Source organism: Brevibacterium senegalense (genome assembly GCF_000285835.1).
GTDB lineage: Bacteria > Actinomycetota > Actinomycetes > Actinomycetales > Brevibacteriaceae > Brevibacterium > Brevibacterium senegalense.
The window spans coordinates 227,570-250,515 of sequence record NZ_HE978603.1 but is presented as its reverse complement, the minus strand read 5'-3'; the positions used below and the strand labels follow the sequence as shown (position 1 = coordinate 250,515).

Sequence of the window (22,946 nt, the reverse complement as noted above, 5' to 3'; positions counted from 1 at the left end):
ACCACCCGTGCGGCCAGATCCGCGCCGGTGAACGCGCCGGAGCGCACCCGGCCCGCGAGCGTCCGCTGCACGATCCGATCGGTGACGGCCGGGAGGTGGCGGGCGAGGAAGAACTCGACGGCACCTCTGCGGGTGGTGGGCACGTCGCGCCGCGGCCGGGCGGCGAGCAGCGTCGTCTCGATCGCGGCGAGGACCCCGTCGAGCGGCTCGTACGTGCTCATTCCCTCGAGCGACAGGCCGGCGGCCGCCGTCGAATCGTGGATGGGGCTGCGCACAGCGGACGGGTAGACCGACGTGACGGTCACATGGGTCCCCAGTTCCTGCCGCAGCGCATCCGCATACGCGGTCATCGCCCGCTTCGACGCACCGTACGCGGCGGCCAGCGGCAGCTGCATGACGGCCATCCGGGACGCCACCATGATGATGCGGCCGCGGGCCGCGACGAGCGCATCGACGCACGCGGCGCTCACCCGCCACGTGCCGAGGAGGTTGATCTCGAGCTGGCGGCGGACCTCGGTGCCCGGGGAGAGCTCCGCAGGTGCCGGACCGCCCACGCCGGCGTTGTTCACGAGCGCGTCGAGCCCGCCCAGGACCTCGAGTGCCCGGGTGACGGCGGCGGTCACGGAGTCGTCGTCCGTGATGTCGCAGGACAGCACCGTGAAGCCCTCGTCACCGCGCGGGGTGAGGTCGAGGCCGACGACGTGCGCGCCTTCCGCGGCCAGCCGCCTCCCCAATGCGCTGCCGATGGTGCCGGAGGCCCCGGTGATGAGCACCCGCATCCCCACCGGTGAGCGCCTCATTGGACGGCCTCCGGGGTGGGCGCTGCCGCGACGGTGAAGGCGGCCGTGTCACGCAGGCCGCCCGCGGGTCCATCGCCCCGGCGACGGGCACGGGTGGCACCGGCGGCGATCTCCCGCGGCAGCGCCCGCACGTAGTCGTCGAAGTCGATGCGCATCATGGGGCGCGCGTCGCCCCAGCGGTCGACGGCCGCGGCGAACCTCCGCGACACCCTCCGCTGCTGCTCCGCACGCGTGGGCAGCGCGTAGCGGCCGGACAGGTGGGCGGCGACGAGCTTCGACTGCGCCTCCACGACCGGCAGCGCGGCACCGGTGGACTGCATGAGGCCGACGAAGCTGAGCGTGGGGTCCTCGAGGTGGAAGACGCGCTCGTACAGCGGCATCCGCTCCGGATCGCCGCCGGTCCAGCGGCGGTCGAGGAACGGGAGGCTCACCCGGTAGCCGGTCGCCCACACGATGGTGTCGACCTCGTCGGCGGTGCCGTCCGTGAAGTGGACGGTGTTCCCGGAGAACCGCTCGATGCCCGGCCGGGGGACGATCTCGCCGTGCGTGAGCCGGTGGTGGATCGTGTCGCTGATCGTCGGGTGGGTCTGGAACAGGCCCTGCGACGGAACCGGCAGTCCGTACGACTGCGGCGTCCCCACCGCGAGCCGCAGCATTGTCTGCGCGATCCGCTGGCGGATCCGCCACGGCAGGGCCGCGAGTCGCGCACCGGTCGCGTCGGACGGCTTCCCGAACAGGTACTTCGGCACGACGTGCACGCCGTGGCGGGCGGACAGCAGCACCGGTGCGGCGGCGACGTGCGACGCGTCGACCGCGATGTCCATCGCGGAGTTGCCCATCCCGACGACCATCACCCGCTTGCCCGTGAACTGCGCGGCGCCGGTGAAGTCGCGGGCGTGCATGTGGGTGCCCAGGAACGTTCCCGGCGGGCCGGGATCCGGCCACCGCGGGCACCAGTTGTGGCCGTTGGCCACGACGACGGCATCCGCTGCGAGGACCTCACCGCCGCCGAGGCCGTCCACCGTCACGCTCCACCCCTCACCGGTGCGCTCCACGCGGGTGACCTCGGCGCCGAAGCGGATCGCGGGGGTCACGCCGAACGTGTCCGCGTAGTCCTGGAGGTAGCCCGCGATAGTCGCGGCGGCGGGGTAGTCCGGCCAGTCAGCGGGCATGGGGAAGTCCGCGAACTCGGTGCGGCCCCTGCTCGTGTTGAGGTGGAGGGACCCGTAGGCGGGGGAGGGCGCGGCCGAATCATCGGCGGTCCAGAGCCCGCCGGGGCGGCTTCCCCGTTCGAGGACGGTGACGTCGATGCCCTCATCGAGCAGTGACTTCGCGGCGGTGAGGCCCGCGGCGCCGGCGCCGATGACGATGACGGTGGGTGAGCGCTTCATGCTTCTCCTTCGGAGCAGTGCGTGCGGTTCATTCAATCGTTTGATTGAGAGGGTGTCAAGGGGTGTGGCGCTATAGGGTGGGCGGGTGTCCGACTCCCATGCCACCCCCAGCCGCGAGCGCATCATCGCCGCCGCGACCGAGCTCTTCGCACACCGCGGCTATCAGGCCACGAGCACCCGGGCGATCGGCGACGCGGCCGGGTTCAACATCGGCACGATCGCCTATCACGTGGGCGGCAAGGCCGATCTCTACCGCGAGGTCATGCGGCGTGCGCATGCGGCCCAGGCGGAGGCTGTCGTTCAGGCGCTCGACAGTGTGGCGGGTGTCGAGCCGACACCGGATGCGACCCGGACTGCACTGCACCGATTCGTCGACGCGTACCTCGACTTCTGCCTCGCGCACCCGGAGGTCCCCGCCCTGTGGATGCGCCGGTGGCTGGATGACGACGGTCAGGCGGGCGAGGGCGATGATCCGGCGGGTGAGGGTGTCGACGAGATCGTCACCGCGTTCGCGGGGCCGCTCGTGGCACGGGTGGCCGAGGACGTCCGCGGCATGCTCGACCGCGCCGGCATCGGGGCGGATGTCGACCTCGAGATGCTCGTCTACTCGATCGTCTGGTCCACGCATTCCTTCAGCCGCGCCGGATTCGTCGACGCGTCCGGAACCCGTCGTGTCGCGACGAGCCCGGACATGACGGACCGCTTCCGCAGGCACCTGTACCTGCTCATCGACGGCGCGGTGCAGCCGGGAGCGTGATCGGAGAGGCCTGTTGGTGCAGCAGGTGATGGACCTGTTCCAGGTCGTCGCTCGGGGAAGGGACCACTGGGCCGCCGAGGCCGCAGCTGCGCTCCAGCTGCGGCCTCGGCGGTGTGGGTGAGGGGCCGTCAGCTCGCCCAGGCGGCCAGCTGCTGCCTGCTCGTCTCTGCCAGGGCCGCCTGCCACAGCGGGCCGAAGGAGACGCGACGGACACCCAGCTGGCGCAGTTCCGCCAGGGAGCCGGCCTTCGCACCGTCGACCGGGTGGGCGGTCACGTTGACCGGGACGCTCACGGCGGCGACGACCGCAGCGGCGGACTGGCCATCCGGCAGCCCCACGGGGTAGACGCTGCGGGCGCCGGCCTGCTCGAGGAGCTTGACGCGCTCGACGGCCTCCGCCAGCGGATCCTCGTAGAGCGTCGTCCCGTGGACCAGCGCGTCGGTGCGACCGTTGATGACGAGGTCGACGCCGGCCTGGTCCGCGGCCGCGCGGGCGTCCGCGATGTACTGGGCGTGCTCCTCGCGGTCGCGCATCCGTCCGTTCTCACGGCGGACGGTGTCCTCGATATTGATGCCCACGGCGCCGGTCTCCAGGACGCGCTGAACGAGCTCGGTGGCGGCCATGCCGTAGCCGGACTCCACGTCGACGCTCACCGGCAGGTCGACGGCGGTGACGATGCGCGTCGTCGCCCGCATGTAGTCGTTGAAGTTCATCGCCTCCCCGTCACCGGGGCCCAGCGCGTCGCCCACGGGGTGGCTGCCCACCGTGAGCCCCTGGAATCCGGCGGACTCCGCGAGCCGGGCGGACCAGGCGTCCCACACGGTGGGGAGGACCAGCAGGTCCCCCGACTCGTGCGCCTGAGCGAATGTCGCGGCCTTCTTCTGAACGTCTGACATGACTCTCCTCCACCGTCGGTGCGCACGGGGCGTCCGTGCCCTGCGACGACCGTACCGACCGTCGCCTGCCAGGGGAACGGCTGCGGAACCGGCGGCATTCCGGGGCCGTGGCCGTCAGGGCCGGAGCGGCCGGTCACGGACCCGGAACGCGGCCTCCCCACGTGAACCGACGACCGCAGGCGCGTGCCCCGGCGCAGGGCGTGTGATGTGAAACACTTGCGCATGGGCGTCCTCCGATCCGCTCACCAGCGGCAGGCGGATGTCGGACCAGTGACCCGACTCGAAAGCAGAGACTCATGTCTGTCGACGCGCAGCCGCCTCAGACTCCGGTGGCCCCTGCAGAAGGGGAACCCACCGCCGGTTCCGTCATCCTCAAACCCGTCTTCATCCCCGCCGCGGCGGTCATCGTGGGCCTCATCGGCCTCGTGCTCGTCTTCCGCCGACAGGCGGAGGACCTGACGGCGGTCCTCAACGCAGCGATCACGGACGGCGTGGGCTGGTGGTACGTCATCGCCGTGAACTTCTTCCTCATCTTCGTGCTCTTCTGCGCCTTCACCCGGATCGGCCGGATCCGGCTGGGCCGCGACGATGAGCGGCCGGAGTTCAGCGTCTTCTCCTGGTTCATGATGCTTTTCAGTGCGGGCATGGGGATCGGCCTCGTCTTCTTCGGTGTCGCGGAACCTCTCAGCAACTACGTCCTCCCGCCCGAGGCATTCGAGAACGAGCCGCTGTCGATCGGCGCCGCCCAGGACTCCGTGGGCCTCATGATGCTGCAGTGGGGCCTGCACCCGTGGGGCATCTACGCCGTCGTGGGGCTGGGCATCGCTTACATGACCTTCCGGCGGGGCCGCCCGCTGGCGGTCCGGTGGTTGCTGGAGCCGCTCATCGGCCGCAAGCGCGTCGAGGGGTGGATGGGCCACACGATCGACTCGATCGCGATCATCGGCACGCTGTTCGGCGTCGCCACCTCCTTCGGGTTCGGCGTCAGTCAGATCGTCGCGGGCCTCGAGTTCCTGGGCTGGGCGGAGAGCTCGTCCGGGCTCATCATCGGCATCATCGCCGTCGTGACCGCGATCGCACTGTGGTCCGTGCTGTCGGGCGTCCACAAGGGCCTCAAGTGGCTGTCGAACATCAACATGTCGATCGCCGCGATGCTGGCGCTCGTCGTCTTCCTCATCGGCCCCACCATCTTCCTGCTCAAGGCGATCCCGGAGAACCTGGGTTCCTACATCAGCCAGCTGCCCTTCACCACCCTGCACACCGGAGCGTGGTCGACGGACGGGTGGGAGGCAGCCTGGACGATCGGTTACTGGGGCTGGTGGACCAGCTGGGCGCCCTTCGTGGGCATGTTCATCGCGCGCATCTCCCGCGGCCGCACGATCCGCGAGTTCGTCCTGGGCGTGCTGCTGGCGCCCACCGCGGCGAGCCTTGTGTGGTTCACGATCTTCGGCGAGTCCGCGATGAAGGCGACTGCCGACGGGCAGATGGACGTGAGCGACGGAGTCGACAGCACGACCTCGCTGTTCGAGTTCTTCGGCACTCTGCCCGTGGGTGCGATCCTCAGCGTCACCGCGATCATCGTCGTCGTGTTCTTCTTCGTTACCTCATCCGACTCCGGCTCGCTCGTCATCGACATGCTGGCCTGCGGCGGCAAGGTGGACACGCCCAAGGCGACCCGCGTCTTCTGGGCGATCCTCGAGGGTCTGGCGGCCGCCGTGCTGCTGGTCGTAGGAGGTGATGCGGCGCTCACCGCCCTGCAGACGGTGGCGGTGTCCACAGCGGCGCCGTTCTCGATCATCCTGGTGCTTGCCTGCATCTCCCTCTACCGGGCGTTCCGCCACGACGTCGCCCGCATGCCGGAGTACATCCAGGTCATCGCGGCCGAGACCCCCGCCCCGGTCGTCACCCCGGACTCCGAGACCACTGCCGGTGGCGGCACCCCTGACGAGTCCCTCTCCGCCCGCCTGCGCCGCGAGGTCCGCGGTCTGCGCGGCATGTCCGCCTCCTTGGGCGGGTTCGAGCCCGACCGGCGGCCTGGGGGAGACTCCGCCGAGGCCGCGATCGTGTCCTACCGGCCGCTCAGTTCCGGGAACCTCGAGTTCGACTCCGACTCCGGTCGGCCGATCGGCACCCAGCCCAGCGAGGATCCGCTGGCGGGGGAGTACTTCGACACGGAGGAGTTCGAGGCCTCCCAGCAGTATGTGGAGATGGTGCAGGAGTCCGGAGCCAACGGAATGGCCCCGGCGGATGATTCTGCGCCTGCGGGATCGGCTCTCGGCGACTCCGGCCACGACGGCGCAGGCGCGGGTGGGCCGGCGCCGGACGATACCGCCCACCAGGGGGAGGGTGATTCGTCTCGCCCGTGACCTGAGTCTCCACACCGACGCCGAGGCCGCAGCTGGGATCCAGCTGCGGCCTCGGCGGTCGTGGGGTGACGGTGTCGGCGGGGAGGTCAGTCCTCCTGCCGCGGGGGCAGCCTGCGGCTGCCGGTGCGGCCGGCCAGCGTCGAGTCCCGCTTGCGGGCGGGGCCCACCGGCTTCCCCGTGGGCGGTTCCTCGTACATGCCGCGCATGACCGGGACCTGGGTCGCCGGCTGCGGGCGGGTGACGGTGTCGGCCGGATCGTCGTAGTCGTACTTGTCGTCGTCGATGCGCATGCGGCGGATCGTCTCCTCCGGCGGCAGCACCTTGCGCCACTCGCGCGTGCGCATGGGCGGCAGCTCGCCCGCGTCCTCCCGCAGGGCGCGGTGCAGCGCGTACATCTGGAAGAACGCGATGATGAAGAACGGCAGGCCGATGAGGATGCTGATGGACTGGAGCGCTTCCAGCCCGCCCTCGCCGGAGAACACGAGCAGGGTCGCGGTGATGAGGCCCACCGCCAGCGCCCAGAACAGGCGCTGGCCCAGCGGGTTGTAGTCCTCGTGGCCGTTCGCCATCGTGTCGATGATGAGGGCGGCGGAATCCAGCGACGTGATGAAGAAGATGATGACGACGATGATCGCGATGACGGACACGATCCAGGCGGCCGGGTAGTGGGACAGCAGCTCGAAGAGCGCGCCCGGGATGTCTCCGTCGTCCACGACGCGCTCGACCAGCCCGCCCTCGCCGTTGAGCTCGATGTTGAGCGCGGCGTAGCCGAAGATGCCGAACCAGATGACGGAGAACATCGAGGGGACGGCCAGCACGCCGATGACGAACTGGCGGATCGTGCGACCGCGGGAGATGCGGGCGATGAAGATGCCCACGAACGGCGACCACGTGATGGTCCACGCCCAGTAGAAGACGGTCCACGTGTTCTGCCAGCCGGAGTCCGCGAAGGTGTCGTTCCAGAACGCGAGCTCCGGCAGGTTGTAGAGGTAGGAGCCGAAGGACTCGATCGTGCCCTTGAGCATGAAGAGCGTCGCGCCTCCGGCGACCAGGACGAACAGCAGCAGCGCGATGGCGCTCACGATGTTGACGTTCGACAGCACTTTGATGCCGCGCTCCAGCCCCACGCCCACGGAGATCATCGCGATGCCGGTGACGACGCCGATGATGACGAGCTGCCAGCCCGCGTTCTGCGGGATGCCGAACAGCTGCTCGAGGCCGCCGTTGATCTGGAGGACGCCCAGACCGATCGACACGGCCACACCGAACGCGGTGCCGATGATCGCGACGATGTCGATGAACTTGCCGATGGGGCCGTGGATCCGCTTGCCCAGGATGGGCTGGAAGATCGAGGAGACCCGCGGGGGCAGGTTCCGCTTGTGGATGAAGTACGCGAAGCCCAAGGCGGGCAGCGTGAAGATCGCCCACGTGTGGAACGTGAAGTGGTAGAGCGCGAAGTTGAGCGCGTCGACGGCGGCGGCACCGGACTCGGGCTCGATGCCCAGGGCACCGGCCCGCGGCGGATCGCCGAAGTGGCTCACCGGCTCCGCGACGCCCCAGAACATGAGGATCGAGCCGATGCCGGCGGCGAAGAGCATGCCGAACCACGTGAGGTTGGAATGCTCCGGCTTCTCGTCGTCCGGCCCCAGCTTCACACGGCCGAACCGGCTGGCCGCGATGTAGATGAGGAAGATGAGGAACAGGGTGACGCCCAGGATGTAGAACCAGCCCAGGTTCACCATGAGCCACTGGGAGGCCGCGCCCGTCGCCTGGGACAGCGGCTCCGTGAAGACGATCGTGGCGATGACGAAGAGGATGATCACACCGGCTGCGCCGAAGAACACCGCAGGAGTGGTGCGCAGGCGCAGGCGGTCGTGCAGTCGAGTCAACATGGTGCCAACGGTTGCACAGCAGGCGGACGTGGACAACCGAAACCGCTGGTCGGGCGGGGTGCGACGACGGCGTATGAGGGGTGTTCGCCCTGGTGAGTGAGTTGTGGGTAACGGTTAGGTCTCAGGTGGCTCCCGGGCGTGCTCAGGCGCCTTCCCTGCTGCGCAGGGCGACCTTGTTGACCTTGCCCACGGGGGTCTGGGGGAGGGCAGTCGCCCAGCGGATCTCCTTGGGCGCTTTCACAGATCCCAGGGCCTCCTTCGCGAAGGCGACCAGGGCCTCGGCGTCGTCGAAGCCGTCCTGTGGGACGACTACGGCGACGACGCGCTCACCCCAGCGGTCGTCCGGGACGCCGATGACGGCCGCGCGGGCGACCTGCGGGTGCTGGAGGAGGACGGCCTCGACCTCGGCGGCATAGACGTTGAAGCCGCCGGTGATGATCATGTCCTTGAGGCGGTCGCGGATCTGCAGGTGGCCGGACGCGTGCAGCACGCCCACATCACCCGTGTGCAGCCAGCCGTCGCGCTGGGCCTCCGCTGTCGCGTCCGGGTTGCCCAGGTAGCCGTCGGCCACGAGTTCGCCGCGCACGCAGATCTCACCCGACTCGCCGTGGGGCAGGAGGTTACCCGCCGCGTCCTGGATCGTGACGGAGACGACCGGGGTGACCTGGCCGCAGCTGCGCAGCAGGTCATCGTCGCCCTCGAGGACCGCGGTGCGGATGTCCTCCGGCGTCTGGAACGCGACGAACATGGGCGCTTCGACCTGGCCGAAGCACTGGGAGACGGCCCAGCCGAAGAGCTCCGCCCCCTGGGCCAGGCGCTCCGGCGAGATGGGTGCGGCGGCGATGAGCAGGCTCTCCAGCGCGGACGTGTCGCGGGGGCTGCGCAGCTGCTCGTCGATGAGGTCGTAGAACGCGGTGGGCGGCAGGAACAGGGTCGTGATCCGGTCGTCCTGGAGGGAGTCGAGAACGGCCGCGGCGTTGAAGCCGTCGTGGAAATGGATGGGCTGCCCGCAAGCAGAGGCCAGCAGCGCGACGATGCCGGCGGCGTGCGTGGCCGGCGCGGTGACGAGCTGCCGGGCGGAGGGGCCGGTGGGCATGCTCGTTTCGAAGACGCGCATCATCGCGTTCCAGACGCGGACGGGTTCGACGACGAGTTTGGGCTGTCCGGTCGTCCCGCCGGTGCCGATGATCATGAAAGGGCGCTGCGGCTCGCCCTGCGCGTTCGCCCACGCGGGGAAGTCCCGGCCGCCGGACAGGAATGCGTCCCAGCTGCTGTCGCACGGTCCCTGCTCGTCCATCGAGATGAGGGTGAGGTGTGGCAACTGCTCACGCAGCCCGTCGACCAGGTGGTGGTACGTCGGATCGACGAAGACGACAGACGTGCCCGCTCGCCGCAGCAGGTCGTGGTTGGACGACGGGGTGTTCGTCGCACTGATGGGGTTCCACGTGGCGCCGCGGCGCAGGATCCCCACGATGATCTCGAAGACGCGAGACCGGTTGGGGGAGTAGATGCCGACGATGCCGGAGTCCTCCACGCCCAGCCCCTGCAGACCGCGGGCGACCGCGTCACTGGTGTCCCTCAGCTGCGCGAAGGTGACGGATCCGCCGGCGTCGACGAGGGCCTCGCGATCGGGGTGCAGCTGGAAGGCCCGATCGAAGGCATCGATGGGAAGCATGACGTGACTCCTCGGGTGTGACGACAGCGGTGGCGCGACGGGAGTCAGAGTATCGCGTGGGGGAGCGGCGTCAGTCCGCCAGGTAGCCGGTCTCCGGGTCGATCTCCGCCAGGAAGTCGTGGATGCTCGCGATGATCTGCTCGTCCGTCATGTGCCCCTGCGGGTAGATGCTCGAGACGAACCCGTAGTCGGGATTGGGGCCGGACACCCAGTCGAACCGGTACTGGCTGCGGGGCTCCGCGGTGACGAGGAAGGTCTCGCCGTCGACGGTGAACTCCCGCGCCTCGCCCTCGCTCATTCGTCGCCCTCGTCGTCCTCGCCGTGACCGAACGGGTCCGGATCCGTTCCCGGCAGCCAGCTGATGCCGGGAACGTTGTAGCCCTCCGCCTTCTGCTCCCGCTTCCAACGGCGCTTCCACTTGTCCTGCAGGCGGTCGACGTAGAGGGTGCCCTGCAGGTGGTCGTACTCGTGCTGCATGATGCGGGCGAACCATCCCTCGACGGTCAGCGAGACGACCGCACCGGTCTCGTCGACTCCGTTGATCGTCACCTTCGCGCTGCGGTTGAGCGGGAAGTCCAGCCCGGGCACGGACAGGCACCCCTCGGAATCGTGGTCCGGGTGCGGGCGGCTGTCCGGCACCTTCGACCCCACGAGCACCGGGTTGATGAAGACGCCCCGCCGGCGCACCTGCGCGTAGTCGTCATCCGCGTCGTACACGAAGATCTGCTTGCCCACCCCGATCTGCGGGGCGGCCAGGCCGACTCCGTTGGAGGCGGCGAGGGTCTCGAACATGTCCGCGACGAGCGTGCGCAGCTCGTCATCGAACTCTGTCACCCTGTCCGCGACGCGGTGCAGGGCGGGCTCTCCGTAGACGACGATGGGGTGAACGGTCATGCGCTGAATCCTAACGGGGCGCGTTCACAGGGGAGCGCGCGGCTCGACGACCGTCTTCATGACGAGCGTCGACTGCATGCGTCGCACGCCGGGCAGCTGCGACAGCGTGGAGTCGAAGAGCTCCTGGTACGACTGCATCGATGCGGTCGCGATGTAGAGCTGGTAGTCCGGGGAGCCGAACAGCCGCTGCGCCTGCACGACCTCCGGAATCGCCGCGATCCTCTCCTCGAAATCCGTGATCCCCGCGTGCTCGCTGGTCTCCATCGTCACGAACACGAGCGCGCGGAACGACCGTCCCAGCTTGTCGAAGTCCAGTTCCGCGTGGAAGCCTCGGATGACCCCGTCCGCCTCCAGATCGCGGAAGCGGCGATGGCACGCGGAGAGGCTCAGCCCCACCTGTCCGGCGATCTCCGTCATCGTCGCGCGGCCATCGTCCTGCAGGAGGGAGAGAATCTCCCGATCAAGTGCGTCCATGGCGATAATTCTTCAGCTGATGACCGCAGATGGCAAGAGAATGCGGAGCACATTTCGCGTCCCGATCCTTAGTCTTCCCGTATGGATCTGACACTGCTCGCCGCCTACTGGGTGGTCATCGCGCTCCTGGCCTCCGTCCCCGGCGCCGACTGGGCCTACCTCATCTCCGCCGGCCTCCGCCGCCGCGGCAACCAGGCTGTTCTGGGCATGGTCGTGGGCCACCTCATCATCGCGGTCGCGACCGCTCTGGGCCTCGCCGCACTCGTCGCCACCCACCAGTGGATCTCGATCGTCATCGGCATCTGCGGCGGGCTCGTGCTCCTCAAGCTGGGCACCTCCGCGCTGCACGGCGTCCTCGAGGAGCGCCGCGGGCGCACCACCGCCGAGGTCGTTGCCGCCGCTGTCGAGGACGCCGACCCCCAGCCCGCCGGCTCGGGTGCCGGGGGAGTGGCGGTGCGTCAGCGCACGACCGTCCAGCCGTCCAAGGCCGCGACCGTCGCGCAGGGTGCCAGCGTCAGCCTGCTGAACCCCAAGGTCTATCTCATGTTCCTCACGCTGGTGCCGCAGTTCGTCTCCCAGTCCTCACCACTGACGGACACCGCGCAGCTGCTGATCCTGGGCCTCATCCACGTCGCCACATGCGGCGTCCTCTACCTGGGTGTGGCGCACGGAGCGGGTGCACTCCTCCTGTCGCGTCCGCGGGCCGCCACCGCGGTGACCGCGGCCTCGGGCCTCGTCATGATCGTGCTGGGACTGGTCGTCATCGTGGAGCCGCTGCTGCACCTGGGGTGAGACCTACCGAGACCGGTGCCGGGAGCCGGCCCCGGCCTCGGTGGGCGAATGCTGGGGTGAGGATCTCAGCGCCGCACGAGGTCGACGAACAGATCCGAGGAGATGACGGGCGCGAAGAAGCGGTTGATGCGGTCGAAAGTGGCCGCCTCCTGCTCGGGGCGCTGTGCTCCGCACGCATCACCGATGACGATCGGCAGCAGGCCATTGTCACGGGCCGCCCGCACATTCCCCTCGATGCACCAGTCGACGTGGACGCCCGTGAAGACCAGGACCTCGATCCGTTTGCGTGCGAGCGTCCCCGGCAGATCCGTGCCCACGAACCAGCTCTGCAGCGCCGTCTCGAAGAGCTCCTTGTCGCCGGGCTCGCGGATCGCCTGCAGTTCCTCGACGAGGGTGTTGTCCCAGTCGATCTGCTCCTGCGTCGCGCCGATCTCGTCCGTCCACGACGCGTACTGCACGCGGTCGAAGTCCGTCTGAGGGTACTGCGAGCGGAAGAGGGAGTAGCCGACCCAGGTGAAGTCGAAGTCGCCCGCCGCCCGTGCGGCGGTCGCCGAGCGCACCGTCGCGTCGAGGTTGCCGCGGAACGCGTGGCCCTCGCCGTACTGCACGCCGCCGGGGCGGTAGACGGAGTTCGACTGGCCGATCGAGATGAACGCGGCCGGTCGCGACAGGATCTCGCGCAGGTCGAGCTGCTTCCAGTGGTCGGCCATTGGTGGCAGCGCAGCGTGGTTCGTGGCCGGAAGGATCCCGCGAAACGACTCGGGGAGCTCGGTCGGCTCCAGCGGGGTGGTCCGCGGCTGCGTGAGGACGGAGGCCTGGGTCATGGTGCTCCTTCGGTTCAGCGATGAATGACGTGTCGTCGTATGACATGCTCTGCGGCCCGATGCTAGGTACCCCCTGCGCCCCGCAGGACTCGGAGCGTCATGTCGTGACGAACGGTGACGGAATGTGACGTGAACCGTGTGCGCACGGTCCGCCGCGACTGACTCGAGGCACAGCTGGGGTGAGTGGGGCCGGGAGCCGGCCCCGGCCTCGGCGGCGGGGTTCTTCTGCTCCGTGTCCGACCTGCGGACGACGGGAATAACCGTGCCCGCGCGGTTGGTTAGGATCGTTGATACCGAAATGATTCAGCAGCTGAAGCCATTGGCTGGTGTGTGGTCGAGGAATCGGGCGCGCCGCAGGCTGTCCGCTCCTCGCGATTCGATTCTCAGAAGCGCAGTCCGGTCGCCCGTGCAGAGGCGGGCCGGACGGGAACGGAAGGCACAGCATGACCATTCACTCCGACGTCACGCAGATCGTGGGCGGCACCCCGCTGGTGCGCCTCAACAAGGCCAGTGAGCGCAGCGGCGCAGAGATCGTCGCGAAGCTCGAAGGCGCGAACCCCGCGAACTCCGTCAAGGACCGGATCGGCGTCGCGATGATCGACGCGGCGGAGAAGTCCGGCCAGCTGAAGCCGGGCGGCACGATCGTCGAGGCGACCTCCGGCAACACCGGAATCGCCCTGGCCATGGTGGGCGCGGCCCGCGGCTACACGGTCATCCTCACGATGCCGGAGTCCATGTCGAAGGAGCGCCGCGCACTGCTGCGCGCGTTCGGCGCGACCCTGGAGCTCACGCCCAAGGCCGACGGCATGCGCGGCGCGGTGGAGAAGGCGGAGTCGCTGGCTGACGAGGGCGCCGTCCTGGTCCGCCAGTTCGCGAACGAGGCGAACGCCGCCATCCACGAGGCGACCACGGGTCCGGAGATCATCGCGGACACGGACGGCAAGGTCGACGCATTCGTCTCCGGGATCGGCACCGGCGGCACCATCACCGGTGTGGGCCGCGCCTTCAAGTCCGCGGGCGTGGACGCGCACATCGTCGCCGTCGAGCCCGCCGCCTCCCCGCTGCTGTCGAGCGGCGAGGCCGGCCCGCACATGATCCAGGGACTGGGCGCCAACTTCGTGCCCGAGGTCCTGGACCAGGACATCTACGACGAGGTCGTCACCGTCGAGAACGAGGACGCGTTCACCACGGCTCGTCAGGTCGCGAAGGACGAGGGCCTGCTGGTGGGCATCTCCTCCGGTGCTGCGATCGTCGCGGCCGAGGCCGTGGGCTCTCGCCCGGAGTTCCAGGGCAAGCGCATCGTCGTCATCCTCCCCGACTTCGGTGAGCGCTACCTGACGACGCCGCTGTTCTCGGAGTACATGGATTCCTGATGCGCACTCGCCTCGGACTCATCGGCTCGCTCGCACTGGCGGGCGCGGCGGCCTACGGGCTGTCGCGCCCGGTGGTGCGGGAGACGCTCCGCGAGGACCTGGACACCGCACGTCTGCGCGATCCGGCCGCGCGCAATGACCTCGTCATCGCGCTGTCGTACCCCGGCTTGCACGCGATCTGGGCCCACCGCGCCCTGCACCGGCTGAATCAGTACGACGCGGGGCAGGCGCCCGCGCGGCTGCTGTCCCAGATCGTCCGCACGCTCACCGGTGTCGAGATTCACCCCGGTGCGGTCATCGGCCGGCGGTTCTTCATCGACCACGCGAACGGTGTGGTGATCGGGGAGACCTCGGAGATCGGCGACGACGTCATGCTGTACCACCAGGTGACGCTGGGCGGCCGGTCGATGAAGCAGGAGAAGCGCCACCCCACGCTGCGAGACAACGTCGTGGTGGGCGCCGGGGCGAAGATCATCGGACCCGTGGAGATCGGCGCGAACGCGGCCGTGGGCGCGAACGCCGTCGTCGTCAAGGACGTGGCCGCCGGCGGCACGGCCGTGGGCGTGCCCGCGGTCGTGAAGTTCCCGGCCTCGCGTCCTGTCGACGACGAGGGGCACCCCACGCCGGAGGGCGTGCTGACGGATCCGGCGCTGTGGATCTGAGGGGTTGAGGGCGGCTGGTGGCTGCCTGATGCGTTCAGAAGGGGCGCTCGCGGGGGACCGCGGGCGCCCCTTTCGTGTTGGTGGCGTGGCGACGAATGCGGGGAATGGTCGACGTCCTGCTCCGTATCGAGAAGGACGAATGTGCGGTCGACATGCGTGTGCAACAGTGCTGCTATGAGCGAGGGAGCACGATCGGGTGCATGGGCCGCACAGCTGGTTCGCGACACGTATGGAGATGCAGACCGCAGCAGGAACGAGAGGTTCCTCGAGAACGCATTGATCGACTGGCTGGAGCAGGGCGAGAACCGATGGCGGTTCTTGGCGGTTCTGGGACGTGGGGATCTGCACGATTCAGCTGTGGTGCTCGAACGGCAATTCTCGGACGAAGACGGCGGGCGAGCCGACATCAGGTTTTTCGTGGACGACGAACAGTTCAGCGTCGAGCTCAAATTGTGGGCCCAGTTGACGCGAGCGCAGAGAAGCGAGGATTACGCCGACGTCTTCCTCGTTCCTCGTGGTCGCATGGGGGACATCAGCCGGGAGGTGTCCGGAGTAGTTATGAGCTGGGAAGACCTCGTCCTGCTTCTCGACGGTGACGGGTACCCGGAGAGCAACGAGCTGAATCGACTGAGGACGTTCTACGAAGGATTGGCATTCGGCGCGGATCTGGTGGAGTGGCCGGACGATCCCGACGGCCGGCTGCTTGACGAGTTCCGGTCGACCGGGCGCGCTCTGGTCACTGAGCTGCTGGACGATTGCCACTGCGGTCGATTGGATTGGACGGCCGACGACGGTTTCGAACTGAGGAAACCGAGTACGGGAATCGCCACTGCGGTCGTCCCTGGACGTGATGAGCTCTGGTGGGAGTTCACGGAGGAGACGGGCTGGATTCCGTCTCGACGATGACGAGGGATGGGTCTTCGGCCGATGGTGGTGGCGCGGCGGGTACGCCGCTGAAGTGATGCTCACCTTCGGGGATCACGACGATTCCCGCGTTGTGGGGATCGTGGTGTGGGACAAGCATGACGGCGACTGGCGGTTCATCCGTGAGGCGTGGTGGCCGAAGGCGCGCGACAGTGCATTCGACGAGTGGAGCAAGGAAGCCGTGCTCACTGCGATGACGTGCGCAGACGGTGACATCGACGGCGCTTTCGACGATCTTCGCCATGCGGTCGCGTCCGGGCCGACGGAATAACCTGCGTCACACGCGGGTTCCGTCCGGACGATGCGCGGGCGAATCCGCGCAGCCGCGACCTACGAAGGGGACACGTTGACACACGCCGCCACTGAATCGATCCACATCGGCGCTTCCGATCTGCGCATCTTCCCGCTGGGTCTGGGGACCAACACCTTCAACAACCCGGCGGAGCCTGCGGAGTACCACGAGGTGCTCGACGGATTCGTGGAGCGGGGAGGCAACTTCCTCGACACCGCGGACATGTACTCGTTCTGGGTGGACGGGAACTCCGGCGGCGAATCGGAGACAGTCATCGGCCAGTGGCTGTCGTCGCGCGGGCAGCGGGACGACATCGTCGTGGCGACGAAGGTCGCTGCGAAGCCGGGACGCGAGGGACTGTCGCCCCAGAACATCGCGGTCGCTGCGGACGAGTCGCTTGAGCGCCTGCAGACGGACCACATCGACCTCTACTACGCGCACTACCAGGACGACGAGACTCCGATCGTCGAGAGCGCTCGCGCGTTCGACGCGTTGGTGAAGGCCGGCAAGGTCCGGGCCATCGGCCTGTCGAATTTCACCCCTCAGGCGATCGACGAGTGGTTCGCGGTGTCGCAGGAGAACGGCTTCGCACTTCCGGTCGCGCTGCAGCCTCGCTACTCCCTGGTGTCCCGCGAGTACGAGAGCGGTTTGCGCGAGGCGGCGCAGAATCACGGCATGTCCGTGTTCCCGTACCAGGTGCTGGCGGGCGGATTCCTGTCCGGCAAGTACCGGACGGCGGCGGACCTGGAGGGCCGTGCACGAGCCGGTGCCGTCGAGCGGTACCTCAACGAGGACGGCCTGCGGATCGTGGGAGTGCTGGACGAGGTCGCCGCTGCGCACGGGACTGACGCCGCGTCCGTGGCGCTGGCCTGGGCGATGGCCGATGGCAAGATCGCCGCACCCCTGGCCGCAGCGACGAGCACCGCGCAGCTGGACCAGCTCTTCGCCGCGACGGCGCTGGAGCTGACGGCGGATGAGGTGGCCGCACTGGACGAGGTGTCCGCCGGCTTCCGCTGAGCCGGCGGGGTATCGCTCGGACGTCTGCCTGCCGCTGAGCGGTCTGTCCGCGGTCGAATCACCGGGCGCGCGCCGGGTCGTGGGTGTCACTCATGACCCGGCGCGTCCGTGCGCACGTCTCCAGGCTGCGAGGTGCAACAGCACGATCTGCAGGTCCGGGTGGGGGATCAGCTCGCCGCCCGGTCCGCGCTTCGACCTGAGGCACAGGCGGTCCGCGCGGATGCGCCGTCCGGTGTGCAGTTCGATGTCGCAGGTCGCCCAGCGCGAGAATTCTCCGGGAACGTGAATGCGAGCGATGTCGCGCCAGAGGACCTGGCCCGTGCGGAAGAAGACCTGCTGGAGAGTGATCCCATGCGGGTGGATCGTCGCCTTCGGGCGGCTCAGCCCGACCGCCAACGCAACGGCGAAACCCACGAAGATCAACCCCGGGAGGCTGTACAGGAGCAGCGCGGAGATGGTCTCGCCGATGCCGTAGGAACCCATGAGCATGCTGATGACGACGAGGGCGCACATCCCGAAGAAGGCGAGCGCGACGATGCACAGGGGGATGACGACGAGCATCCGGGCACGACCGACGTCGGTCTTCCGGAACGATCCGAGATCCTGAATCACGGGGCCCATGTCCATCATGTCCCCATCGTGGCAGGGCGGAGCGGACGGCGGGCGGAGCCCTCACGCTCCGCCCGCCGTCGTCGTGTCCCTGCTCGGGGACTCAGGGCCTTCACGCTTCGCCGTTCGCCCGCTGCCAGGCGGCATAGTGGTCCAGGACGGTCTGCACGTCAGGGTGATTCACGTAGCGACCCGCCGCACCCACGACGGGCTTGAGCCGGAGGCGGTCGGCGCAGACGCGCGCGCCGGACCGCAGGACGAAGTCGCACCGGATCAACGTGGCTCCGCTGGTGGGCGGATCGATGCGCACGACCTCGCCCCACGGCACCGTCGCCTTCCGGAACCAGCTCTGACCCAGTGCCAGTCCGTGCGCGTGGATCTGCGCGGTCGTGCCGGTGACCTGGATGATCATGGCGATCGAGAAGACCATGACGGCGACGCCCGCGAGGACGAGGAGCACACCGAAGATGCCGAGCGCGATCAGGTCGATGAACGTGAGCCCCAGGACCATCACGAAGACACTCAATGCTGTGAACAGCAGAGCGACGACCCCCAGTGCGATCGACACACCGATCGTCCAGCGGCCGATGCTCGTCTGACGCATCGACCCCAGGTTCTGTGTCACCGGTCCCAGATCGTTCATACCGGAATCGTGGCATGGCACGAGCGCTCGTGGAGCGTCCGTCCTGTTCCCATTCGGCGCCATTCGGGCGGCGGGTGGGGCTGGACGTCCCTGCCACCCGCGCACGAGATTCGCGAAGTACAAGAATGCTCGCACGCATAACACGAGAGAAGTGCGATCAAGGTGCAGTGCCTGGGCAGCCCGCGAACGACGCGTGCGAAGTACAGGAATGCTCGCACGAAGTTCGCGAGATAAGTGCCCTATAGAGACACGTGCCCTACACGTAACCGTCCCACAGGCTCAGGGCAGTGCTCCGAAGGTGAGCGACATCGCCATGGCTACCAGTGCCTGATATAGGTAAGGACTGCCTATCTCGATGCGATATGCTTCCTCAGCACCGTGCACGCGCACGGTGCCAGCGGGACGACCGGCACCTGCCGACCACTCGGCACCAGTCGCCTGATCGTCCCGCGGAACCACACGCATTCAGTCCAAGAGTCACATCGTCCAGAGGAGAACCCCTCCATGCGCACCACGCGCTCCGCGCTCGCCGCCGTCACGGCCGCTACCGCCCTCGTCCTCACCGCCTGCGGCAGCGGGGGACCAGAGTCCGGCGGCGACACCTCCGCAGCATCCGGCGACGGCGCCTTCCCCATCACCGTCGAGCACGCGTTCGGCGAGACCGTCATCGAGGAGAAGCCCGAGCGCGTCGCGACCGTCGCGTGGGGCAACCACGAGGCCGCGCTGGCCCTGGGCGTCGTCCCGGTCATCATGGAGGCCGCCACCTACGGCGACGACGACGGCAACGGCATCCTCCCGTGGGTCGAGGACGAGATCGAGGAGATGGGCGCGGAGATGCCCGATACCTACGACTTCACCGACGGCATCGATTTCGAGTCCATCGCGGCCTCGGAGCCGGACGTCATCCTGGCCGGTTACTCCGGGATCACGCAGGAGGAGTACGACACCCTCTCCCAGATCGCGCCGGTCGTCGCCTACCCGGAAACCCCGTGGGGCACCACGTGGCAGGAGACGATCGCCCAGGACGCGAAGGGGCTGGGCCTCGAGAAGGAGGGCCAGGCGCTCATCGAGGAGAACGAGGCGATCCTCGAGGAGAAGGTGGGCGACTACGAGCACCTGGCCGGGACCTCGGCGATGTGGGCGTACGCGGACTCGCAGGACACCAGCACGCTGGGCTTCTTCACCGTCCACGATCCGCGCGTCCAGTTCCTGCCGGAGATCGGCATGGAGATCCCCGAGGCCGTCACGAAGGCTTCGGAGGGCAACGAGCAGTTCATGGGCTCGGAGAGCTCGGAGACCGCCGCGGACACCTTCGCGGACGTCGACGTCCTCATCGTCGCGGAGGACAACGCCCAGAAGGCGACCCTGCAGGACGACCCGCTGCTGGGCAAGCTGCCCGCCGTCGAGCGCGACTCGGTCGCCTGGCTGCCGGAGAACGCGCCGGAGGCCGCGGCCTCGAACCCTTCGCCGCTCAACATCGACACGGAGTACATGGACGCCTACCTCGAGCTGCTCGACGGGGCCGCTGCGAAGGCCACCCAGGACTGATCCCCGTGATCAGCCGGGCCGTCGCCGCGTGCGACGGCCCGGCTGATCACCGGGACCGCGACCGTCCACATCCCACCGGACACAGCATGAGCACACCCGCAGCCCCTCCGACCGCTCCGCCCATCATCCCGGCCGCACCGCCGGCACTGACGGGCCGCACGCGGTCGTGGTCCGTGCGCGCAGTCGCGCTGCTCGTCCTCGCGGTCGCGCTCGTGCTGGCCGCCGTCGCGTCCGTCGCCTTCGGCGCCCGCGGGGTGACGTGGGCGGACATCGTCGCCGGTGTGTCCGGCTCGCAGGAGACCCTCGCCGAGGCCGCGGTCGCCCAGCGCGTCCCCCGCACCGTGCTCGCCGCCGTCGTGGGCGCAGCGCTGGGCGTGTCCGGAGCACTGCTGCAGGGCATCAGCCGTAACCCGCTGGCCGACCCCGGCATCTTCGGCATCAACAACGGTGCCGCGCTCTTCGTCGTCATCGGCATGTCCTTCTTCGGCATGACCAGCCCGTACGCGTACATCTGGGTCGCGCTGCTGGGCGCAGCCGTCACCGCCGTCTTCGTCTACCTGGTGGGCTCCCTGGGGCGGGGCGGTGCGACCCCGCTCAAGCTGGCGCTCGCAGGGGCTGCGACCTCGATCGCGCTCAGCTCGCTCGTCTCCGCGGTCATCCTCCCGCGCGTCGAAGTCATGGACTCGTTCCGCTTCTGGCAGATCGGCGGCGTGGGCGGCGCCGCGTTCGACACGATCGCCCGGGTGGCTCCCTTCCTGCTTGTTGGCTTCCTCTTGGCCCTCATCAGCGCGCGCGGGCTGGACTCGCTGGCACTGGGCGATGAGATGGCCCGCGGACTGGGGGTCAAGGTCGAGCGCACGCGCATCATCGCGGGAGTGGGGGCGGTCCTGCTGTGCGGGGGAGCGACGGCCGTGGCCGGCCCGATCGCCTTCATCGGCCTGGTCGTCCCGCACCTGTGCCGCATGGTCTACGGCCCCGACCACCGCTGGCTGCTGCCCCTGTCCGCCGTCACCGGTGCGGTGCTGCTGACGATCTCCGATGTGGTGGGTCGCGTCATCGCCCGTCCGGAGGAGCTGGAGGTCGGTATCGTGACCGCGCTGGTGGGAGCCCCCTTCTTCATCGTCGTCGTCCGTCGCATGAAGGTGCGTGCCCTGTGAAGCGAACGCGAGGAGGGCGGGTGGTCGCCCGGCCGGGCGCGCCCGAGGCCGGGACGGCTTCCACGCCTCCGGTCGCCTCCGTCATCGCGCAGGTGAGTGCGGGCCGTCGCGCGCGCCGGCGCAGGTACCTGCTGGTGTGCGCAGTGCTGGCCGTCCTCATCCTGGTCACGGTCGCGGTGTCGCTCCTGTTCGGGCGGCAGACGTTCAGTCCCGCGGAGGTCATCCGCGTGCTCCTGGGCGAGCAGGTGCCCGGCGCCTCGTTCACCGTGGGCGTGCTGCGGCTGCCGCGTGCGCTCGTGGGTGCCCTGGCGGGTGCAGCGTTCGGGATGGCCGGCATCACCTTCCAGACGATGCTGCGCAACCCGCTGGCCAGCCCGGACATCATCGGGATCAGCTCCGGGGCCTCGGCGGCGGCGGTGTTCTGCATCGTCCTGCTGTCGATGTCGGAGACCGCCGTGTCGATCGTTGCGACGCTCGCGGCGCTGGTGACGGCCGGTGTCATCTATCTCCTGTCGTTTCGGGACGGCCTGTCCGGCACCCGTCTCATCCTCATCGGCATAGGCATCTCTGCGATGCTGCAGTCCGTCGTGTCCTACGTCCTCTCGCGCGCCGCGCAGTGGGACCTGCAGACCGCCATGCGCTGGCTCAACGGCAACCTCAACGGGTCGACGATGGACCAGGTGCTGCCGCTCGTGGTCGCGGTCGTGGTGGCCGGGGCCGTCCTGGCGCTGCTCGCGAAGAGCCTCGACGCTCTGCGGCTGGGCGAGGAGACGTCCGCAGCGCTGGGCGTTCGCGTCGAGCGCACGCGGGTCCTCCTCATCCTGTTCTCCGTGACGCTGCTGGCGTTCGCGACCGCGGCGGCGGGGCCGGTCGCGTTCGTCGCGTTCCTCGCGGGCCCCATCTCCGTGCGACTGCTGGGTTCGGCCGGTTCCGCGGGGTCCCCGCTCCTCCCCGCCGCGCTCGTGGGTGCGCTCCTCATCCTCGTGGCAGACTTCGCAGGGCAGTTCGCCTTCGGCACCCGGTACCCGGTGGGCGTCATCACCGGTGTGCTGGGTGCGCCGTACCTCATCTATCTCCTCATCCGCTCGACCCGCACCGGAGGCGCGCAGTGACCACCGACCGCACACTCGTCGCACAGGATGTGACGCTGGGCTACGGCGACCGGACCGTCATCCGGGAGTTGGACCTGCAGGTGGCACCCGGCAGGATCACCGCGATCGTCGGCGCGAACGGAAGCGGCAAGTCGACGCTGCTCAAGGCGATGGCACGACTGCTGACTTCGCAGTCCGGGCGGGTCCTGCTGGACGGGCGGGACATCCACGCGATGCCCACGAAGGAGGTCGCGCGCGTCCTGGGGCTGCTGGCGCAGTCGCCCATCGCCCCGGAGGGGATCATCGTCTCCGACCTGGTGGGACGTGGCCGCCACCCCCACCAGGGGATGTTCGCGCGCTGGTCCGAGGCGGACGATCGCGCGGTGGCCGAGGCGCTCCTGGTCACGGACACGACCGACCTGGCGGACCGTCCCGTCGACGAGCTGTCCGGTGGTCAGCGTCAGCGTGTCTGGATCGCGATGGTCCTGGCGCAGCAGTCGGATCTGCTTCTGCTGGACGAGCCCACGACCTTCCTGGACGTCGCTCACCAAGTGGAGGTCCTCGATCTGCTGACCGACCTCAACCGGCGGTCGGGCACGACGATCGCGATGGTCCTCCACGATCTGAATCTGGCGGCGCGGTACGCGGACCAGCTGGTCGCCGTGCACGACGGGAAGGTCTACGCGCAGGGCGCACCCCGGGACGTGCTGACTGCGCAGACCGTCGCGGACGTGTTCGGACTCCACTCGCAGGTCATCCCTGACCCGGTCTCCGGCTCACCGCTCGTCGTGCCTGTGGGGAGGCATCACTCCAGGGGTGAGTGAGGCCTCACCCCCGGCGGGAGGTCCGGCCTGATGTCGTCCGACCCG

Annotated in this window: 23 protein-coding genes; 12 read left to right on the top strand and 11 right to left on the bottom strand. The window is 69.0% G+C overall.

Annotated elements, in window-relative coordinates:
- Both HGBR_RS08880 and HGBR_RS17225 read right to left on the bottom strand, forming a co-directional pair.
- The coding region (locus tag HGBR_RS08880) for an SDR family NAD(P)-dependent oxidoreductase (RefSeq protein ID WP_040364916.1) at positions 1–800 on the bottom strand (800 nt) is incomplete at its 3' end.
- Positions 797–2,191 (bottom strand): flavin-containing monooxygenase, encoded by a 1,395-nt coding sequence (locus tag HGBR_RS17225; RefSeq protein WP_019158986.1) that lies wholly within the window; start codon positions 2,189–2,191, stop codon positions 797–799. The genes HGBR_RS17225 and HGBR_RS08880, both read right to left, overlap by 4 nt.
- An 85-nt stretch (positions 2,192–2,276) precedes the next feature.
- Between HGBR_RS17225 and HGBR_RS08870 the strand changes: the two genes are divergently transcribed.
- Positions 2,277–2,948: a TetR/AcrR family transcriptional regulator gene (locus HGBR_RS08870; protein WP_019158985.1), complete on the top strand. Its 672-nt coding sequence runs from the start codon at positions 2,277–2,279 to the stop codon at positions 2,946–2,948.
- Positions 2,949–3,076: 128 nt separating this feature from the next.
- Here HGBR_RS08870 and HGBR_RS08865 read toward each other — a convergent pair whose 3' ends face one another.
- Positions 3,077–3,844 carry an isocitrate lyase/PEP mutase family protein gene (locus HGBR_RS08865; protein ID WP_019158984.1) on the bottom strand — a complete coding sequence of 256 codons (768 nt, stop codon included), beginning with the start codon at positions 3,842–3,844 and terminating at the stop codon, positions 3,077–3,079.
- A gap of 329 nt (positions 3,845–4,173) precedes the next feature.
- Here HGBR_RS08865 and HGBR_RS08860 point away from each other — a divergent pair, with 329 nt between their 5' ends.
- On the top strand, positions 4,174–6,210 hold the full coding sequence (locus HGBR_RS08860) for a BCCT family transporter (protein WP_026077463.1): 2,037 nt from the start codon (positions 4,174–4,176) through the stop codon (positions 6,208–6,210).
- 86 nt (positions 6,211–6,296) lie between these two features.
- Here HGBR_RS08860 and HGBR_RS08855 read toward each other — a convergent pair whose 3' ends face one another.
- From HGBR_RS08855 to HGBR_RS08835, 5 genes are all read right to left on the bottom strand, one after another.
- On the bottom strand, positions 6,297–8,102 hold the full coding sequence (locus HGBR_RS08855) for a BCCT family transporter (protein WP_026077462.1): 1,806 nt from the start codon (positions 8,100–8,102) through the stop codon (positions 6,297–6,299).
- A 142-nt stretch (positions 8,103–8,244) separates the two neighbouring features.
- On the bottom strand, positions 8,245–9,777 hold the full coding sequence (locus tag HGBR_RS17220; RefSeq protein WP_019158981.1) for a class I adenylate-forming enzyme family protein: 1,533 nt from the start codon (positions 9,775–9,777) through the stop codon (positions 8,245–8,247).
- A gap of 70 nt (positions 9,778–9,847) precedes the next feature.
- The gene (locus tag HGBR_RS08845) at positions 9,848–10,075 is read right to left on the bottom strand and encodes a hypothetical protein (RefSeq protein WP_019158980.1); all 228 of its coding nucleotides are present in this window, start codon (positions 10,073–10,075) and stop codon (positions 9,848–9,850) included.
- Positions 10,072–10,671 (bottom strand): peptide deformylase, encoded by a 600-nt coding sequence (gene def / locus HGBR_RS08840; protein WP_019158979.1) that lies wholly within the window; start codon positions 10,669–10,671, stop codon positions 10,072–10,074. Before def ends, HGBR_RS08845 begins: the two co-directional genes overlap by 4 nt.
- Positions 10,672–10,695: 24 nt before the next feature.
- Entirely contained in the window at positions 10,696–11,145 is a 450-nt protein-coding gene (locus HGBR_RS08835) for an Lrp/AsnC family transcriptional regulator (RefSeq protein WP_019158978.1), read from the bottom strand.
- Between the two features lie 81 nt (positions 11,146–11,226).
- Here HGBR_RS08835 and HGBR_RS08830 point away from each other — a divergent pair, with 81 nt between their 5' ends.
- Positions 11,227–11,937 (top strand): LysE family translocator, encoded by a 711-nt coding sequence (locus HGBR_RS08830; protein WP_019158977.1) that lies wholly within the window; start codon positions 11,227–11,229, stop codon positions 11,935–11,937.
- Between the two features lie 65 nt (positions 11,938–12,002).
- On the opposite strand, the gene HGBR_RS08825 is transcribed toward HGBR_RS08830, so the two are convergent.
- On the bottom strand, positions 12,003–12,761 hold the full coding sequence (locus HGBR_RS08825) for a cysteine hydrolase family protein (protein WP_019158976.1): 759 nt from the start codon (positions 12,759–12,761) through the stop codon (positions 12,003–12,005).
- A gap of 443 nt (positions 12,762–13,204) precedes the next feature.
- On the opposite strand from HGBR_RS08825, the gene cysK reads away from it, so the two are divergent.
- From cysK to HGBR_RS08800, 5 genes are all read left to right on the top strand, one after another.
- Positions 13,205–14,134: a cysteine synthase A gene (cysK, locus tag HGBR_RS08820; RefSeq protein ID WP_019158975.1), complete on the top strand. Its 930-nt coding sequence runs from the start codon at positions 13,205–13,207 to the stop codon at positions 14,132–14,134.
- The gene (cysE, locus tag HGBR_RS08815; protein ID WP_019158974.1) at positions 14,134–14,796 is read left to right on the top strand and encodes a serine O-acetyltransferase; all 663 of its coding nucleotides are present in this window, start codon (positions 14,134–14,136) and stop codon (positions 14,794–14,796) included. The genes cysK and cysE overlap by 1 nt, the downstream gene beginning before the upstream one ends.
- Before the next feature lie 174 nt (positions 14,797–14,970).
- A complete protein-coding gene (locus HGBR_RS08810; protein ID WP_147522402.1) occupies positions 14,971–15,702 on the top strand; it encodes a hypothetical protein in 732 nt (243 codons plus the stop codon).
- 52 nt (positions 15,703–15,754) lie between these two features.
- Positions 15,755–15,991 (top strand): hypothetical protein, encoded by a 237-nt coding sequence (locus tag HGBR_RS08805; protein ID WP_147522401.1) that lies wholly within the window; start codon positions 15,755–15,757, stop codon positions 15,989–15,991.
- 75 nt (positions 15,992–16,066) lie between these two features.
- Positions 16,067–17,029 carry an aldo/keto reductase gene (locus HGBR_RS08800; RefSeq protein ID WP_026077461.1) on the top strand — a complete coding sequence of 321 codons (963 nt, stop codon included), beginning with the start codon at positions 16,067–16,069 and terminating at the stop codon, positions 17,027–17,029.
- Between the two features lie 90 nt (positions 17,030–17,119).
- Here HGBR_RS08800 and HGBR_RS08795 read toward each other — a convergent pair whose 3' ends face one another.
- The gene (locus HGBR_RS08795; RefSeq protein WP_161601856.1) at positions 17,120–17,641 is read right to left on the bottom strand and encodes a PH domain-containing protein; all 522 of its coding nucleotides are present in this window, start codon (positions 17,639–17,641) and stop codon (positions 17,120–17,122) included.
- Between the two features lie 109 nt (positions 17,642–17,750).
- Positions 17,751–18,281, bottom strand: coding sequence for a hypothetical protein (locus HGBR_RS08790; protein ID WP_019158969.1), 531 nt, complete (start codon positions 18,279–18,281; stop codon positions 17,751–17,753).
- 504 nt (positions 18,282–18,785) lie between these two features.
- Here HGBR_RS08790 and HGBR_RS08785 point away from each other — a divergent pair.
- The 4 genes from HGBR_RS08785 (at position 18,786) to HGBR_RS08770 (ending at position 22,901) form a co-directional block, all read left to right on the top strand.
- Positions 18,786–19,829 carry an ABC transporter substrate-binding protein gene (locus HGBR_RS08785; protein WP_019158968.1) on the top strand — a complete coding sequence of 348 codons (1,044 nt, stop codon included), beginning with the start codon at positions 18,786–18,788 and terminating at the stop codon, positions 19,827–19,829.
- A gap of 86 nt (positions 19,830–19,915) precedes the next feature.
- A complete protein-coding gene (locus tag HGBR_RS08780) occupies positions 19,916–20,986 on the top strand; it encodes a FecCD family ABC transporter permease (RefSeq protein WP_019158967.1) in 1,071 nt (356 codons plus the stop codon).
- A 20-nt stretch (positions 20,987–21,006) separates the two neighbouring features.
- Entirely contained in the window at positions 21,007–22,098 is a 1,092-nt protein-coding gene (locus HGBR_RS08775; RefSeq protein ID WP_019158966.1) for a FecCD family ABC transporter permease, read from the top strand.
- Positions 22,095–22,901, top strand: a complete 807-nt coding sequence (locus HGBR_RS08770) for an ABC transporter ATP-binding protein (protein WP_019158965.1) — start codon at positions 22,095–22,097, stop codon at positions 22,899–22,901. Before HGBR_RS08775 ends, HGBR_RS08770 begins: the two co-directional genes overlap by 4 nt.
- Positions 22,902–22,946: the final 45 nt, after the last annotated feature.